The sequence below is a fragment of the Micromonospora sp. NPDC048898 genome (genome assembly GCF_043198035.1).
Lineage (GTDB): Bacteria > Actinomycetota > Actinomycetes > Mycobacteriales > Micromonosporaceae > Micromonospora.
On the sequence record NZ_JBICUF010000022.1, the window covers coordinates 27,887 to 44,078 of the forward strand.

Below are 16,192 nucleotides of genomic sequence, written 5' to 3' on the forward strand. Positions count from 1 at the left end.
GGTTCACCGACGGTCGGCAGCGGGTCGGTGGATCGGGCCATGCAGCGTGTGGAGAGGTCGGCCGGTGCCTCCCCACCGTCGTGCCACCAGTTCTGCGGCGATGCTCACCGCGGTCTCCTCCGGGCTGCGGGCACCCAGGTCCAGCCCCATCGGTGCGGCGAGTCCGCCAAGGTCGACGTCGGCGACCCCGGCGTCCCTGAGCTGTGTGATCCGATCGTCGCGTGTCCGTCGGGAGCCCAGCACGCCCAGGTAGGCGACGGGCAGGCGCAGAGCCACCTCCAGCAGCGGGATGTCGAACTTGGGATCGTGGGTCAGGACGCAGAGAGCCGTCCGGTCGTCGACACGTCCGGCCTGGGCCTCGGCGCGTAGGTAGCGGTGAGGCCAGTCGAGCACGACCTCGTCCGCGTCCGGGAACCTGCGCGCGTCCGCGAAGAGGGGACGGGCGTCGACGATCGTCGAACGGAATCCGAGGAACGATGCCATCCGGGTCATCGCCCTCCCGAAGTCGGTCGCACCAAAGATGATCATGCGGGGCGGCGGCAGGACACTGCTGACGAAGAAGGTGAGGTCCTCCCGGTGGCGCTGGCCGTCGTGGCCGTACCGGAGGATGGTGGTTCGCCCGGCCGGGAGCAGGCCCCGCACGTCCTGGACGACGGCCGCCTGGAGGCCGACATCACCCAACGTGCCGATGGTCCGGTCGGGCAGCAGGACGAGTCGCTGACCGAGCCGCCCCTGCGGGTCGCCCCCGTTGACGTCCACGCACGTCGCCACGGCCACCGGTGTGCCGGACCGGATCGCCGCGGCCACCTCGGGCAGGGCGGGGAAGCTGTGCCTGTCGATCCGCTCGACGTAGACGTCGATGGTGCCACCGCAGATCAGGCCGACAGCGAACGCGTCCTCCCCGCTGACGCCGTACCGCTGTAGCACCGGCCTACCGGTGTCGATGACGTCGCAGGCCAGCTCGTACACCGCGCTCTCGACGCAGCCACCGGAGACGTTGCCGGTGACCGTCCCGTCGGGGCCGACGAGCATGGTGGCACCGGGCGGCAGCGGCGCCGAGCGCCACGTGGCGACGACCGTGGCCAGCCCGACCGGCCGGCCGTCCCGCCACCATCGACCGAGGTCGTCGAGCACGTCACGCATCACACCCCACCTGCCGGTCGGCTGGTTCGTCGACGTCGACACCGTCGGCCAGGTCGTCGCACGCCACGCCGATCAGGGTGGTCGCGTGGGTGGTGAGGTACGGGCGGGCACCGACGTCGGCGACCGCCATCCTCGCCACGCCGTCCCAGTGGCCGCGACCGAGAAGGACCGGATGCCCCCGTCTCCCGTGGTAGGTGGCGACCGCGATGACCTGTTCGTGGGCATGGGTCGACAGGCGGGCGACGGCCGCCGCGGTGATGCCGGGAGTGTCGACGAGCAGCACCATCGCGGCGCTGACGCTGCTCTGCCGGAGCGCGTCGAGCCCGCGACGAAGGGACGACCCCATCCCGGTCCGCCAGTCCTGGTTGACCACCAGGATCGCCGTGCCGAGGTCGGCGGTGGCACGTACCTCGTCGACGGCGGCACCCAGGACGACCACGACCGGGTCGCAGCCTCCATCCGTCAACGTGCGGTGGGCGATCTCCACGAAGAGGCGGCCGTCAGCGACCGCGAGCGCCTTGGGCAGCCCGTAGCGCCGGCCGGCGCCGGCGGCCAGCAGCACTCCCCCGACACCACCGGTCACGGTGCCGACCAACGCCGACGGACGGTGTCGAGGCCGGTGGGGGTGATCTCCCCGAGCAGGCGCAGCCGGGCCATCCCGCCGTCCGGGTACGCGTCGAGCCGCACCCAGCTCACCGCGCCCACGTCCTCGACGAGGAAGCGGTGCCGGGTGTCGGGTTGCAGTCGAGTCACCGGCAGCAGGTCGAACCACCCGTCCGGGTCGTCCGGGTCGCCCGCGCTCCCGCGCACCGCGGCGGCACCTGGCGCGTTTCCCTTGAAGTGGCTGGTGTCCAACTCCGCGACGCGGACGACGCCGGGAGCGGCCAGACGTACGAGGACCCAGTCGTTGCCGTCGTCGCGACGACGGGCGGTCTCCCAGCCCTCCCCCATCGAGCGCGCCCGGCCCGGCGCGATCAGATTGTTCGGCGTGCCGTAGAACATGTCACTGCACCCGACGACGAGACCCCCGTGCTCCAGTGCCGCGAGGTCGACCAGGCCACCCGTGAGGAACCGCGGGTCGGGGGTCACCTCGCCGTGCACCCGCAACCGGGCCACTCCGCCGTCCGGGAAGATCGACAGTCGCACGTGGGTGATGCGGTGTCCCGGGTCGACGGGAAAGACGTTACGGGTGTCGCCGGCAAGCGCCGCTCGTGGCACCAGCGGCACCCAGGCCGCGTCGGCAAGGTGCTCCGGCGAGGGATGCCCGTCCACCCGACAGCCGTCGATGGCCGCGTACGGCGGGTAGTTGCCGGTGAAGTGGCTGGTGTCGACGACGATCGTGCGGACGATCCCGGGGACTCCGAGGCGCACGATGGCGTGGTCGTGGCCGGGCGTGCGGCGTCGACGGGTCTCCCAGCCCTCGTAGATCTGCCCCTTGGGGCCGAAGGTACGTGGGGTGAACGTCGGTGGGTTCGGGTCGACGAGGTGGTCGCTCGGGGCGAAGAACTCGTCGTTCGCGTGGACGACCCCACCCGACAGGGCACGGGAGGCGAGGTCCGGCAACGTGATCGGTGTGGTCATCGTGCGCTCCGGGAGAGTAGACGCCCACGTGGCGGGCCGTCCGGCGACACCGGTTGGCCGCGAAGCCACACGGCGTGCACGACGCCGTGCATCGTCCGGCCGGCGTACGGGGAGACGGGATGACGGTGGCGGAGCGTGGCGGGGTCGACCACGAAGGACTCGTCCGGTGCGAAGGCGACGAGGTCGGCGTCGAAGCCGACGGCGATGCGACCCTTGGTGTCCAGGCCCGCGATCTCGGCGGGACGCTGCGCCATCCACCGGACGACGTCCGCGAGCCGGTGCCCGCGGTCGCGGGCGCTGCTCCAGATGGCGGGCAGGCCGATCTGTAGCGAGGAGATGCCACCCCAGGCGGCGGCGAAGTCACCGCTCGGCGGTCTCTTCAGCGCCGGCGTGCTGGGTGAGTGGTCGGAGACGACGCAGTCGATGACGCCCGCGTCGAGGGCCGCCCAGAGCCGGTCGGAGTTGCCGTGGTCGCGGATGGGCGGGCAGCACTTGTACTCCGTCGCCCCGTCCGGCACGTCCTCGGCGGCCAGACAGAGGTAGTGCGGGCAGGTCTCCACGGTGACGCTGACTCCCACGCCCTTCGCCGCGGCGATCAGTGGCACGGCGTCCGCCGACGACAGGTGCAGGATGTGGACCCGGGCGCCGGTGCGCAGCGCGGCGTCAAGCACCCAGCCGATGGCCTCCGCCTCGGCGGCCGGTGGCCGGGACGCGAGGAAGTCCGCGTAGCGACGCGAGGAGGGGGCGACGGTGATCGCACCCGGGCTCTCGGCATGCACCAGGAACAGGGCGTCGACCGCGCCGAGGGCGGTGTCGAGCGCGTCCGGGGCCAGTGGTGGAAACTCGGGGACACCAGAGTCGACGAGGAAGCACTTGAACCCGAAGACGCCGGCGTCGTGCAGCGCCTGGAGGTCGGCGACGTTGTCGGGTACGGCGCCGCCCCAGAACCCGACGTCCGCGTGGATCGCGCCCTCGGCGGCGCGGCGCTTGGCGGCCAACGCCGGCACCGTCACGGTCGGCGGGACCGAGTTGAGCGGCATGTCGACGAGGGTGGTGACCCCACCGGCGATCGCGGCCCGGGTCGCCGAGGTGAATCCCTCCCACTCCGTACGTCCGGGTTCGTTGACGTGCACGTGCGTGTCGACGATGCCGGGCAGCAGCGCCAAGTCGCCGAGGTCGGTGACGGGCCCGGCGGGCACGTCGTCGTACCCCGTCACCGCCGCTATCCGGCCGTCGGCGAGGCAGACCATGGCTGGTCGCTCCCCCTGCGCGGTGACGACGCGTCGGGAGCGCAGGATGACGTCGTAGGTCACAGCACCTCCAGGGTGGCTCGATCGACGCTGACCTCGTCGGGGTCGAACGCGCCGCAGTCCAGGCCCCGACGCAGATGACCAGCGAGCGCACGAGCGGTCGCCGGTTCCTCCAGCACACCCTCGCTGCGACGCGTCAGGTACGCGGAGAGCCGCGCCACAGTGGCGTCCAGGCTCTCCCGGAAGAATGCGTAGGTGGCGGCGTACCGGGTGGGCAGGTGCGCGGGGTGCAGATCCCAGCCCTGGTAGAAGCCGCGTTCGAGGGAACGTCGTACCAGGCGTGTGTGCAGCCGCCAGGCCGCGTGCACGGCGTCCGGGTCGCCGACCGGAAGCACATTTGTCGAGCCGTCGGAGAGGCGCACGCCGGTGCCGGCCGCCGCCACCTGCATGACGGCCTTGGCATGGTCGGCGACGGGATGATCCAGCGACTGGTGGGCGGCGGCGATTCCGCACGCGGCGCTGTAGTCGTAGGTGCCGTAGTGCAGCCCGACGCACCGTCCCCCGGCCGCCGTGATCATGCGGGGGACGGTGGCCGTGCCGTCGGCGCCCAGCACCGCCTCGGTGGTCTCGATCTGCAGCTCGAAGCGCAGGCTCGCGCCCGGCAGCGCGTACGCGGACTCCAACTCCTCGCACAGCAGGGCCATGGCCGCCACCTGTTCCACGGCTCGGACCTTGGGCAGGGTGATGACGAAACCGGGCGGGGGTGGGCCGAGTGCGTCGAAGAAGACGTCGAGGGTGCGGACGGCGCGGTCCCGGTCGGCGCGGTCCAGGCTCTTGCAGCGCAGCCCGACGAACACCGGCCTCGGGCCGTCGCGGAGCGCCGTTGCCGCGGCACGCGCCGTCTCGTCCTCCTCCGCGTCGTCGCGGACGCCGTACCCGTCCTCGAAGTCCAGCCGAAGGTCCTCGATCGGTTCGGTCGACAGCTTCGCCAGCACGCGGTCGCGCAGGCCGGTGGGAAACGGCAGCGGTGGGAACCGGTCGAGGGCATCGACCGCCTGCTCACCCCACTGTCGACACAGGTCGGTGGTGAACCGGTCGGCCGGCACGTACACGGTGTGCACCGGTTGCCGGCCGGGACCGTCACCCGGGTAGCGCCTCTGCAACACGGTGTCGACGGGGGTGAGCCGGCGGTCCAGTTCGGCCGTCACCCGCGCGGTCAGTCGGCGCGCCATCAGTCGATGACCTCGTAGGCGGGCACGGTGAGGAAGTCGACGAATTCGTCAGCCAAGGCACCCCGCTCGAAGAGCGTCCGGGCCTGCGGCCACCGCCCCGCCTGGTAGGCGTCCGCGCCGACGGCGTCGCGGATCGCCGCCAGTTCCTCGTCCTCGATCCGCCCGACGAGCGCCGCGGTCACCGCCTCGCCGCTGTCGGCCAGCCGGACCCCCTGGTGCACCCACTGCCAGACCTGGGCGCGGGAGATCTCGGCGGTGGCCGCGTCCTCCATGAGGTCGTTGATGGCGACGGCGCCGACGCCCCGTAGCCATGCCTCCAGGTACCGCAGCGCGACCGAGACGTTGGTCCGCAGCCCCGCCGAGGTGACCTCGCCGCCGACGACGGTGAAGTCGAGCAGCTGCGCGGCCCGCACGGTCACGTCGTCGCGCGTCCGGTCCAGCTGGTTGTCCCGCGGCCCGAGGACGCCGTCGAAGACCTCCTGGCAGACCGGCACCAGCTTGGGGTGGGCGACCCACGAGCCGTCGAAGCCGTCGTTCGCCTCGCGCTCCTTGTCCGCGCGCACCCGCCCGAAGGCTGCCGCGTTCTGCGCGGCGTCACCGCTGGGAATGAACGCCGACATACCGCCGATCGCCGCTGCGCCGCGGCGGTGACAGGTCGCGACGAGCAATTCGGTGTACGCCCGGAGGAACGGCGCGGTCATCGTGATCGCCGCGCGGTCGGGCAGGACGGCGCGCTCCCGGAAGGTCTTGATGATGGAGAACAGGTAGTCCCAGCGACCCGCGTTGAGCCCGGCGGCGTGCGATCCCAGCTCGTACAGGATCTCGTCCATCTCGAACGCGGCCGTGATGGTCTCGATGAGCACGGTTGCGCGGATCGTGCCGCGGGGAATGTGGAGCGCGGCCTCGGCGTGGTCGAAGACGTCGTTCCAGAGCCGGGCCTCCCGGTGGCTCTCCAGCTTCGGCAGGTAGTAGTACGGGCCGGAGCCTCGCGCGATCGACTCATGGGCGTTGTGGAAGACGTGCAGGCCGAAGTCGACCAGGGCACCGGCGGTCGGCGACCCGTCGACGGTCAGGTGACGCTCGTCGAGGTGCCAGCCGCGGGGGCGGACGACGATGGTGGCGAGCCGCCGGTCGGTGCGCAACGCGTACCGCCGCCCGTCCGGCGCGTCGTAGGTGATCGAGCCTCGGACCGCGTCGTACAGGTTGACCTGCCCGGTCACCACGTTCGCCCAGTGGGGTGTGTTGGCGTCCTCCAGGTCGGCGAGCCAGACCTTCGCTGTCGAGTTGAGCGCGTTGATGGCCATCTTGCGATCGGTGGGTCCGGTGATCTCCACCCGGCGGTCGGACAGACCGGGCGGTGGCGGGGGTACCGTCCACTCCGACTCGCGGACCTCCCTCGTCTCGGGCAGGAAGTCGAGCAGGCCGGTCCGGGCGATCTCCGCGCGCCGTTGCCGCCGACGGGCGAGCAGCTCCGCGCGGCGGGCGCCGAAACGCCGCTGGAGATCCGTGACGAACTCGATCGCCTCCCGGCACAGCACTCCCTCTTCGGTCATGTCCGGCACATCCGCTCCTGTCTCCGCTGTGCACTGCCATCCGGCGTTCGTCGTCAGGGCTTCAGATCCGCAGGCGATCAGCCGCGCGCCGAGCGCGGACCAGCAGATCCCGTTCGTCGACAGTGGCCAGGCGGCCCCTCTCAACGACCGGCCGACCGCCGACGAGGAGCAACTCCACAGGCGCCGGTGCGCCGAACACGAGTGCCGCCACCGGATCGGCGATGTCGGCGTGGCCCAGCCCGTCGATACGCCAGAGCGCGATGTCGGCGAGCTTGCCCACCTCGATCGCGCCCAACTCGTCCTCGCGCCCCAGGCAGCGCGCACCCCCACGGGTAGCGAGAGCGAGTGCCTCCCGCGCCGTCAACGCGGTCGGCCCACCCCGCAGCCGCGCCACCAGCAGCGCCTGGCGAAGCTCCGCGACGAGTTGACCGGCCTCCTGGGAGGCGGCGCCGTCGACGCCGAGCCCGACGGGCACACCGGCGTCGAGCAGGTCCCGGACGGGGGCCAGGCCGGCGCCGAGGCGGGCGTTGGAGCTGGGACAGTGGGCCAGGCCGGTGCCGGTCTCGGCGATCCGCTTGATGGCCTCGGCATCGAGGTGGACGCCGTGCGCGAGCCAGACGTCGGGGCCGAGCCAGCCGAGCCGTTCGGCGTACTCGGCGGGTGTGCACCCGTGCGTGGCCCGGCAGTAATCCTCCTCGTCGACCGTCTCGGCCAGATGGGTGTGCAGCCGTACTCCCCTGTCCCGCGCCAACGCGGCGGCCTCCCGCATCAGCCGTTCACTCGCGGAGAACGGGGAGCAGGGGCCGACCGCGACGCGGACCATCGCGCCCGGTGACGGGTCGGAGAAACGGTCGATCGCGTCGGCGGTCGCCGCGAGCGCGGCGTCGGTGTCCTCCACGAGATCGTCCGGCGGGAGGCCCCCGGCCGAGGCGCCCAGGTCCATCGAGCCGCGGACGGGATGGAAACGCAGACCCACCCGGCCCGCCTCCGCCACCTCGGCGGCGAACAGGTCACCGGCGGCGGCGGGAAAGACGTAGTGGTGGTCTGTGGTCGTGGTGCAACCGGACAGCGCGAGCCAGCCCAGCCCGGCGCCGACGGCCGCCGACACGTCCTCCTCCCGGATGCGCGCCCACATCGGGTACAGCTCGGTGAGCCAACCGAACAGGTCGGCCTGCTGGGCGAGGCCCCGGGTCACCCACTGGTAGAGGTGATGATGGGTGTTGACCAGTCCCGGCGTGGCGAGGCAGCCGGTGCCGTCGACACGCCGGACGGGCGCGCCGTCGTCGATCCGGTCCGCGGAGCCGGCCCCGACAGCGGCGATGCGACCGTCCTCGACGAGGATGTGGCCCCGCTCGTGTTCGCGGCCGACGCCGTCGACAGTCGCGATCGCGCAGCCCTCGATGAGGAGGCGGCCCGACGAGGCCGAGGTCACAAGTTCCACCACGACTCCTCCCACCGTGGGGCGTCGTCGCGGCGCACCGCACCCTCGATCAGCCCGTACGGGCGGTCGGCGGCGTAGAAGACCTCGTTCGGGTTGTCGAGCCCGAACGGTGTGAGGTCGACGAGGAAGTGGTGTTTGTTGGGCAGGGACATCCGCACCTCGGTGATCTCCGGGCGGTGTTCGAGGACCCGCTGCCCCATCGCGTACAGCGTCTGCTGCAGGGACAGGCTGTACGTGTCGACAAATGCCTCGACCAGGTGCCGCCGCGCCTCGGCGAACGAGGCCGCCCAGTCGTCGCTCTCGCTGGAGGCATGCCGCCAACGGCCGTCCACCGCCGTGGCCAGGATCCGGTCGTGCGCCTCGGGGAGCGTCGTGTACTCGTCCCGGACGAAGCCGAAGAACTCCGAGCCGGTCGTGTTCATCAGCACCATGCCGGTCAGCCCGGAGACGACGACCGTGTCCGGTCCGTCCACAGTGACCGTCGCCGTCCGTGTCTCCGCTGCGGACCGGGTGAACGAGTGCCCACCCACGCGGTTCCAGGCGTGCTGTTGGAGGTGGACGATCGCCCGGGTGATGACGGGCTGCGAGTCGACGAAGTGTCGCGCCAGGCGCAGCCCGAACTCCTCGATCTCGCCGATCCCGTGACGCCGCGCGAACGCGTACACCGTGTTCTTCTGACTGTCGGTCGGCAGGACCTTGGTGTTGTCGCCGGTGAGGTGCGTGTCTGCCAGGTCGCCGGCGAGCGCGACGCTGACGGTGAGGTCGGTCAGCCGATGGCGCTCGCCGTCGCGGACGACGTGGACCAGCCGCACCTCGGCCTTTCCATACTGGTGGGTGCCGAGAACAATGTCCATCGGGGTCAGCTCCCTCGATATGTCGAATAGCCGTACGGGCTCAGCAGCAGGGGCACGTGCAGGTGACGCCAGGCGTCGGTGACCACGAACACCACCGACACCTCCGGAAAGAACGCCCCGAGGCCGAGATAGCCAGCGGTGTCGAAGCAGAGCCGGTACGTCCCTCGCACCCAGCGCCGCTTCGGCACCCAGTTCCGCAAGCGCCCGTCCGCGTCGGTGTGCCCCGCCGCGACGTCGATCCACTCGTCGCCAGCCCACCGGTACAGGTGGACCAGCACTCCGTCGGCCGGTTCGCCCCGGGCGGTGTCGAGGACGTGCGTGGACAGACTCATTCGTTGGTCAGCTCCGTCAGTCGCAGCACGGCTATGCGCGTCAACTCCGCCCGAACCACCTCCCGCTCGACCGCTGTCTCGTTGGCGAGCCGGGTCTGGGCTGCGGCGAGGATCTCCGCGGCGGTTCGCCCATTCGCGAAGATCAGGAAGAGGTGACCGAAGCGGTCCTCGTACGCCTGGTTGGCCGCACGCAGAGCGACCCGGGTCGCCTCGTCGCTGTCGGCGACGCCGGCCTGCTCTCGCCGGGACCAGGCCGCGTCACGTCCGTCGCCGTCGGCCCGTTGTCCGATCCGGGGGTGCGCCGCCAGCGCCTGGGCGATGTCCGGCCAGGAAAGCTCGGCGAGCACATCCGCCGCTGTGGTGAGAAGCGCCTGCTGGTCGGGATGGGGGCGGGCGTCGGTCACGGCACGCGCCCAGGCGGGCGATGCGCAGCAGGCCAGCAACTCCCGTTCGGCATCGCGCGCCGACAACTCGTTGAACCGTGTCAGACGCTGACTCACCGGGACCTCCCCTCCGTGCTGCGGCGGCGGTAGTCAAACAGCGCTGTGGGCGGCCGAGCATTGGGCAGGGAAACCGAATTTGAAACATTTCCGCCCTAGGGTCTCTGGAGCTTCCTCCAAGGCATGGAGGTGTCGATGCGCCTCAATGACGTCCTGGCCCAGCGCAATCTCCGATTGACCATGCTCAGCGGCCACCATCAGGGCGACCGGGTTGTCCAGCAGTTCTTCACCACGGATCTGCTCGACCCGAGCCGATATCTCTCCGGCGGCGAGGTGGTGCTCACCGGGCTGATGTGGCGACGCACCCCGGAGGACTCCGAGGTGTTCGCCGCGGCGGTGGCCCGAGCCGGCGTCAGCGCGGTCGGCGCGGGGGCAGCCGCATACGGGACCGTCCCGGTCGACCTCGTCGAGGCGTGCGCCCGCCACGACGTCCCCGTGTTCGAGGTGCCCGTCGAGGTCTCCTTCACCGCCATCAGTGACGCCATCGGGGCGACCCTGCGCATCGAGCAGGCCACCGGGCTCGCGGCGGTCGTGAACCGGCACCAGGGCCTGATCGCCGCCCTGACCGAGGACGCCCAACTCGCCGACCTGCTGCCCTCCGCCGCCGCCGACATCCCCTGCTGGGCGCTGTCCGCGACCGGCCGGCTCATCGCGGGGACGTCTCCGCTGGCCGACGACCTGCGTGCCCGCCTGGCGCGCACGTTCCTGACCGCACCTCGCCTGCCACACGTGCTCAGCGTCGCCCGAAACCGACGATATTCCCTCTTTGCCGCAGGCACCCACCCCGGCCGGCGCCTCGACGCCTGGTTCCTGGCCTGTGCCGGCGACGTGACCACCTGGGACCACGACCGGCGACAGGCCGTCGAGGGCCTGACCACCCTGCTCGCCCTCGAACGGGCCCACCTCGACCGACATCTTCGCGTCGAACGACGCCTCGCCGCGCACCTCCTCCAGCCCCTCCTCGACGGCGCCGCGCCCGCCGAGATCGCGCCCCGCCTCGAGTCGTGCCGCCTCGACCCGGACGCCACGTTCCTGGCACTCACCGCAGGGACCGCCGGGGGGTCACCCACCACCGACCTGGCGCTCACCATCGTCGAGGAGCTCGCGCGGCCACTGGCACCCTCCGCCGCGATCGCGGAGATCGGCAGCGAGGTCCACGCGATCATCCAGCTCACTCCCACACCCGACGGCTCAGCCCCGGCCGACGTCGTCGCGCGGATCCGCGACGCGGCGCGGGCGCTGACACCGGGCCTCAACGGTGCCCGGATCGCCATCGGGACCAGCACCCCGGCGATCGGGGTCGCCGCGCTGGACGGCGCTGTCGAGGAGGCACGCCACGCCCACCGCTACGCCCTGACCCGCCCGGAGCAGGTCGCCGTGGTCGCCAGCGGTGACCTGTCCTCCCACGCGCTGCTGCTCGCCGCCGTCCCGGCCGAAGCCCGGCGAGCCTTCCACCGTCGACTGCTGCGCCCCCTGGCCGAGTACGACCGCTCCCACAACGCGCGCCTTGTGCACACACTCGACACGTTCCTTCGCTGCGACGGGTCGTGGACCCGCACCGCGAAACTGCTGCACGTCCACGTCAACACACTGCGCTACCGCATCCAGCGCATCGAACAACTCACCGGTCGTCAGCTGCGCCGCTTCGACGACCGCGTCGACCTGTATCTCGCACTCGAACTACAACGCCACTGAGCCGGACGTGTCAACGGCTCCGCTGTGCGAAAGCCCAACTTCCGGCGGTGCCCGTACGCCAGCGTTCGTGGCCTGAGCCAATGGGATGCGACGAGCCGCGCTGCTGAGATGGCTGGCAGGTGAGCCGACCAGGTTCGCGGGACGGGGTGTGGTGGTGGATCTGAACACGGTGCAGGCGGTGGTGGCGGCCTCGGCCGCCGGTGCGTGGCGGCCGGGAGACGCGTGGCTGGCCGGTGGCACGTACCTGTTCTCCGAGCCGCAGCAGCACCTGCGTCGGCTCCGCGATCTGGCCGACGAGGGTTGGTCGCCGCTGACCCTGACACCGCACGGGCTGGAGATCGCCGCGACCTGCACAATCTCCGAGCTGGCGACGTTCACCACGGCACCGCGCCCGATGATCCAGCGGGAGTTGATCCGGCAGTGCTGCGCGGCGTTCCTCGCCTCGTTCAAGATCTGGAGCGTGGCGACCGTGGGCGGCAACCTGTGCACGGCACTGCCCGCCGGTCCGATGATCTCGCTCGGCGCCGCCCTGGACGGTATCTGCCTGCTGCTGACCCCCGACGGTGGCCGGCGTGAGCTTCCGGTCGCCGAGTTCGTCACCGGCATCGGCACGACCGCCCTGGTCCCCGGGGAGTTCCTCCGTTCGATGACCCTGCCGGCCCCGGCGCTGCGCTGCCGTGCCGCGTTCCGAAAGGGATCGTTGTTTCCGTTCGGCCGGTCCGCCGTGTTGCTCATCGGTCGCACCGACCCGGTCGACGGGTCGTTCGTGCTCACTGTGACCGCGTCGACGGTGCGGCCGGTGCAGCTGCGGTTCGACACCGTACCGTCGGCGACCGTACTGCGGCAGGCGGTCATGGATGGCATTCCCGCCCAGCAGTACGTCGACGACGTGCACGGGATGCCTGCGTGGCGACGACATCTCACTCTCGTCTTCGCCGAACAGATCCGCACCGAACTCGCCGAGTGGAACGCGTCGTGAACGATCGCGCCGTCGTGGTCGACGGCGAAATCTGCGCCGAGGCACCGCGACCCGGGCAGTGCCTGCGCACCTACCTGCGCGAACGAGGCCGTTTCGGGGTCAAGAAGGGTTGCGACACCGGCGACTGCGGCGCCTGCACCGTGCACCTGGACGGCCTGCCCGTGCACAGCTGCGTGTACCCGGCGGTCCGCGCCCAGGGCCGCAGGGTGGCCACGATCGAGGGTCTCGCCACGGCCGCCGGGCTGCACCCGGTGCAGCAGCGTTTCCTGGACGCGCAGGGCTTCCAGTGCGGCTTCTGTACCGCCGGGTTCATCATGACCACCGCCGCGCTCGACGACGACCAACTCGACTCGCTGCCCGAGACGTTGAAGGGCAACCTGTGTCGCTGCACCGGCTACCGGGCGATCGAGGACGCGATCCGCGGCGTCCGTCATGTCGAGGAGCCGGGTCCGGGCGCGTCGGTGGGGGTGAATCTTCCGGCACCGGCCGGGCCACAGGTGGTCACCGGCACCGCCCGGTACACCTTCGACGTCGAGGTGCCCGGCCTGCTGCATCTCAAGGTGCTGCGCTCGCCTCATCCGCACGCGCGGATCCTGTCGGTCGACGCTCGCGACGCCCTCGCGCTGCCGGGCGTGCACGCGGTGCTGACCCACGCCGACGCTCCCGATCGGCGCTACTCGACGGCGCAGCATGAGCACGCGAGTGACGACCCGGCCGACACCAGGGTCCTCGACGACGTGGTGCGTTACGTGGGGCAGCGGGTCGCGGTGGTGGTCGCCGACTCCGAGGCCGCCGCCGAGGAGGGGTGTCGGCACGTCACGGTCCGGTACCAGGTGCTACCGGCGGTCACCGATCCCGAGGAGGCGATGACCCCGGGCGCACCAGCCCTGCACGGCGACAAGGGCGCCGAGGCGGGCATCGCCCGTCCGGCCGACAACGTGGCCGGCGAGGTGCACGCCGAGGTTGGTGACGTCGACGCCGGCCTCGCTGCCGCCGACCTGTTGTATGAGCAGACGTTCCGCACCCAGCGGGTGCAGCACGCCAGCCTGGAGACCCACGGGGCCCTGGCGTACGTCGACGACGACGGCCGGCTGACCGTACGATCCAGCACCCAGACCCCGTTCCTGACCCGCCGCGCGCTGTGCCGGCTGTTCGATCTGCCGGAGGAGCAGGTCCGGGTGGTCGCCGGGCGGGTCGGCGGGGGGTTCGGCGGCAAGCAGGAGATGCTCGTCGAGGACCTCGTCGTCCTCGCCGCGCTGCGTACCGGCCGCCCGGTGAAGCTGGAGTACACCCGTGCGGAGCAGTTCACCGCCGCCACCACCCGCCACCCCTTCACCATCCGTGTGACAGCCGGCGCACGCCGCGACGGCACCCTCACCGGCATCCGTCTCCGGGTCGTCTCCAACACCGGCGCCTACGGCAATCACGGCCCCGGCGTACTGTTCCACAGCTGCCACGAATCACTCTCGGTGTACCGGTGCCCGAACAAGAGAGTGGACGGTTACGCCGTCTACACCAACACGGTGCCCGCCGGGGCGTTCCGCGGATATGGTCTCGGGCAGGTCAGTCTCGCCGTCGAGTCAGCACTCGACGAGGTGGCCCGGCGTCTCGACATCGACCCGGTCACCGTGCGCGCCCGCAACATCGTCCGGCCCGGTGAACCCCTTGTCGCTCCCGCCGGTCACGACAGCGACCTGAGCCTGGGCAGCTACGGGCTGGACCAGTGCCTGGAAATCGTCGACGCCGCGGCACGGGAGGACACCGGCCCCCCCGCCCCCTCGGGATGGCTCACCGGGCAGGGCATGGCGATGTCGATGATCGCCACCGCACCACCCGGGGGACACTACGCGGACGCACGTGTCACCCTGCTCTCCGACGGGCGCTACGAGGTGAGGGTCGGTACCGCCGAGTTCGGCAACGGCAGCACCACCGTGCACCAGCAACTCGCCGCCGAGACGCTGGGCACGACACCCGACCGGGTCGGCATCCGCCAGTCGGACACCAACCTGGTCCGCCACGACACCGGCGCTTTCGGCTCGACCGGCACGATCGTCGGGGGTACCGCGGTCCTGCGCGCCTGCCAGGCGCTCCGCGAGCGGCTGCTCACCCTCGCATCCGAGCACAGCGGCGTACCGGTCACCGACTGCCGGCTCGGCACCGACGCCCTCGACTGCGCCGGCAGCCGCCTGCCCCTGCGGGACCTGTGGGAACACACCCACGCGACCGGCCAGCAGGTGGCTGCCGACGGACACTGCGCAGGCAGCCCACGCTCGGTCGCGTTCAACGCGCAGTGGTTCCGCATCGCGGTCGATCCCGTAACGGGGGAGATCCGGATTCTGCGCAGCGTCCACGCGGCCGACGCCGGCACGGTGATGAACCCGATGCAGTGTCGTGGCCAGGTCGAGGGCGGCGTCGCCCAGGCCATCGGCGCCACCCTCCACGAGGAGGTACGTGTCGACGCCTACGGAGTGGTGACCACGGCCGCGTTCCGCCAGTATCACCTTCCGACCTTTGCTGACATACCCCGGACCGAGGTCCACTTTGCCCGGACCAACGACGCCACCGGACCGCTCGGGGCGAAATCGATGAGCGAGAGCCCGTTCAACCCGGTCGCTCCCGCGCTGGCCAACGCGCTGCGCGACGCTACCGGCATCCGCTTCACCGACCTGCCACTCACCGCCGACCGGGTCTGGCTCGCCCTCGACGAGCGTCGTCGCACAGCGGACAGGGATGACCTCGGGCACGATGATCGGCACACCCGTCCGGCACGATGAAGCGAAGATCCTGCCATTTGTACAAATAGGAGTATTGATGCGATTCCCATCAATCCGTACAGCCCTGACCTCGGCTGCCGCGGCACTTGTCGTGCTGGGCGTCGCCCCGCTCCCGGCGCATGCCGCCGAGACCGAGGCAGATCCTCGGCTTCAACGACTTCCACGGCCGTCTTAAGGCACCCTCCGCCGGAGTTGGCGGAGCGGCACAGATGGCCGGCATGATCAAGCAACCGAAGGCGGAGCTACTCGACCGCTACGCCGACGCTAACGCCCGACCCAATTGATCGAACGCGGGTGACCCGGGGCGGCGCCGAGGTCGTCACCCTTGCGCCCCGGCGCTGTCGAGCGCCCCGTCCCGAGCTGCGGCGAGCGCGATCCGCGCCGCCCGGTCAGCGGCGGCCTGATTCACCGGTTCGCCAGTGACTGTCAGCTGGAAGTAGCTCGGTGCGGTGAGGGTTTTGATCAGTTCTTCCGGATCAATGGTGGCGGGGATTTCACCTCGTTCGACGGCGCGGGTCACCACCGGGGCCGCGCGGCGGGGACCGTGTTCGAAGAGCTGTCGCCGGGCATCGGCGATCCCCGTTATAGGGGCGACGTCGGTGAATGTGGCGGCGAAGATGGTCTGGCCGTTCGGGCTGGTCACCTATGGGGGCATCGACGTCTCGCGCTTGCACGCGGAGTTCCTCAGCACCTGCGAAGTTGTGGCGGAATGGTGCTTCCAGGACACCGGCCTCGTTCGTGCTCGGGTGTCGTAGTGGTGGATCTGGCTCTATCACGGCAGAAGCTTCAGCGCGGTTGGCCGAAGCGCCTTAGAGTCCATCTCTGTCGAAGATCCCCGCCGTGGGCACCGGTTCGTGT

At 71.2% G+C, this 16,192-nt stretch carries 14 protein-coding genes; 3 read left to right on the plus strand and 11 right to left on the minus strand.

The annotated features are described in order from the left end of the window. Window positions 1–3: 3 nt before the first annotated feature. From ACGFIQ_RS33100 to uraD, 10 genes are all read right to left on the minus strand, one after another. Window positions 4–1,143, minus strand: coding sequence for an XdhC family protein (locus tag ACGFIQ_RS33100; protein ID WP_393249769.1), 1,140 nt, complete (start codon window positions 1,141–1,143; stop codon window positions 4–6). Beyond that, window positions 1,136–1,726 carry an NTP transferase domain-containing protein gene (locus tag ACGFIQ_RS33105; protein WP_393249771.1) on the minus strand — a complete coding sequence of 197 codons (591 nt, stop codon included), beginning with the start codon at window positions 1,724–1,726 and terminating at the stop codon, window positions 1,136–1,138. Before ACGFIQ_RS33105 ends, ACGFIQ_RS33100 begins: the two co-directional genes overlap by 8 nt. Further along, window positions 1,723–2,724 carry an allantoicase gene (gene alc, locus ACGFIQ_RS33110; RefSeq protein ID WP_393249773.1) on the minus strand — a complete coding sequence of 334 codons (1,002 nt, stop codon included), beginning with the start codon at window positions 2,722–2,724 and terminating at the stop codon, window positions 1,723–1,725. The genes ACGFIQ_RS33105 and alc overlap by 4 nt, the downstream gene beginning before the upstream one ends. Further along, window positions 2,721–4,037 carry an allantoinase AllB gene (gene allB, locus ACGFIQ_RS33115; RefSeq protein ID WP_393249775.1) on the minus strand — a complete coding sequence of 439 codons (1,317 nt, stop codon included), beginning with the start codon at window positions 4,035–4,037 and terminating at the stop codon, window positions 2,721–2,723. The genes alc and allB overlap by 4 nt, the downstream gene beginning before the upstream one ends. Further along, the gene (locus ACGFIQ_RS33120) at window positions 4,034–5,206 is read right to left on the minus strand and encodes a DUF6986 family protein (protein ID WP_393249777.1); all 1,173 of its coding nucleotides are present in this window, start codon (window positions 5,204–5,206) and stop codon (window positions 4,034–4,036) included. The genes allB and ACGFIQ_RS33120 overlap by 4 nt, the downstream gene beginning before the upstream one ends. Then, a complete protein-coding gene (gene aceB / locus ACGFIQ_RS33125; RefSeq protein ID WP_393249779.1) occupies window positions 5,206–6,759 on the minus strand; it encodes a malate synthase A in 1,554 nt (517 codons plus the stop codon). Before aceB ends, ACGFIQ_RS33120 begins: the two co-directional genes overlap by 1 nt. A 61-nt stretch (window positions 6,760–6,820) precedes the next feature. Next, a complete protein-coding gene (locus tag ACGFIQ_RS33130) occupies window positions 6,821–8,200 on the minus strand; it encodes an 8-oxoguanine deaminase (protein ID WP_393249781.1) in 1,380 nt (459 codons plus the stop codon). Then, a complete protein-coding gene (gene pucL, locus ACGFIQ_RS33135) occupies window positions 8,188–9,054 on the minus strand; it encodes a factor-independent urate hydroxylase (protein WP_393249783.1) in 867 nt (288 codons plus the stop codon). Before pucL ends, ACGFIQ_RS33130 begins: the two co-directional genes overlap by 13 nt. Window positions 9,055–9,059: 5 nt before the next feature. Next, entirely contained in the window at window positions 9,060–9,386 is a 327-nt protein-coding gene (uraH, locus tag ACGFIQ_RS33140) for a hydroxyisourate hydrolase (protein WP_393249785.1), read from the minus strand. Then, complete coding sequence (gene uraD / locus ACGFIQ_RS33145; protein ID WP_393249787.1) at window positions 9,383–9,886, minus strand: 2-oxo-4-hydroxy-4-carboxy-5-ureidoimidazoline decarboxylase; 504 nt, start codon at window positions 9,884–9,886, stop codon at window positions 9,383–9,385. The genes uraH and uraD overlap by 4 nt, the downstream gene beginning before the upstream one ends. A 135-nt stretch (window positions 9,887–10,021) precedes the next feature. Here uraD and ACGFIQ_RS33150 point away from each other — a divergent pair, with 135 nt between their 5' ends. The 3 genes from ACGFIQ_RS33150 to ACGFIQ_RS33160 all read left to right on the plus strand — a co-directional run bounded on the left by ACGFIQ_RS33150 (window position 10,022) and on the right by ACGFIQ_RS33160 (window position 15,334). After that, window positions 10,022–11,581: a helix-turn-helix domain-containing protein gene (locus tag ACGFIQ_RS33150; RefSeq protein WP_393249789.1), complete on the plus strand. Its 1,560-nt coding sequence runs from the start codon at window positions 10,022–10,024 to the stop codon at window positions 11,579–11,581. Window positions 11,582–11,735: 154 nt separating this feature from the next. Beyond that, entirely contained in the window at window positions 11,736–12,560 is an 825-nt protein-coding gene (locus ACGFIQ_RS33155; protein ID WP_393249791.1) for an FAD binding domain-containing protein, read from the plus strand. Beyond that, window positions 12,557–15,334: a molybdopterin-dependent oxidoreductase gene (locus tag ACGFIQ_RS33160; RefSeq protein WP_393249793.1), complete on the plus strand. Its 2,778-nt coding sequence runs from the start codon at window positions 12,557–12,559 to the stop codon at window positions 15,332–15,334. Before ACGFIQ_RS33155 ends, ACGFIQ_RS33160 begins: the two co-directional genes overlap by 4 nt. A 319-nt stretch (window positions 15,335–15,653) precedes the next feature. Here ACGFIQ_RS33160 and ACGFIQ_RS33165 read toward each other — a convergent pair whose 3' ends face one another. Continuing rightward, a complete protein-coding gene (locus ACGFIQ_RS33165) occupies window positions 15,654–15,977 on the minus strand; it encodes a TetR-like C-terminal domain-containing protein (protein WP_393249795.1) in 324 nt (107 codons plus the stop codon). Window positions 15,978–16,192: the final 215 nt, after the last annotated feature.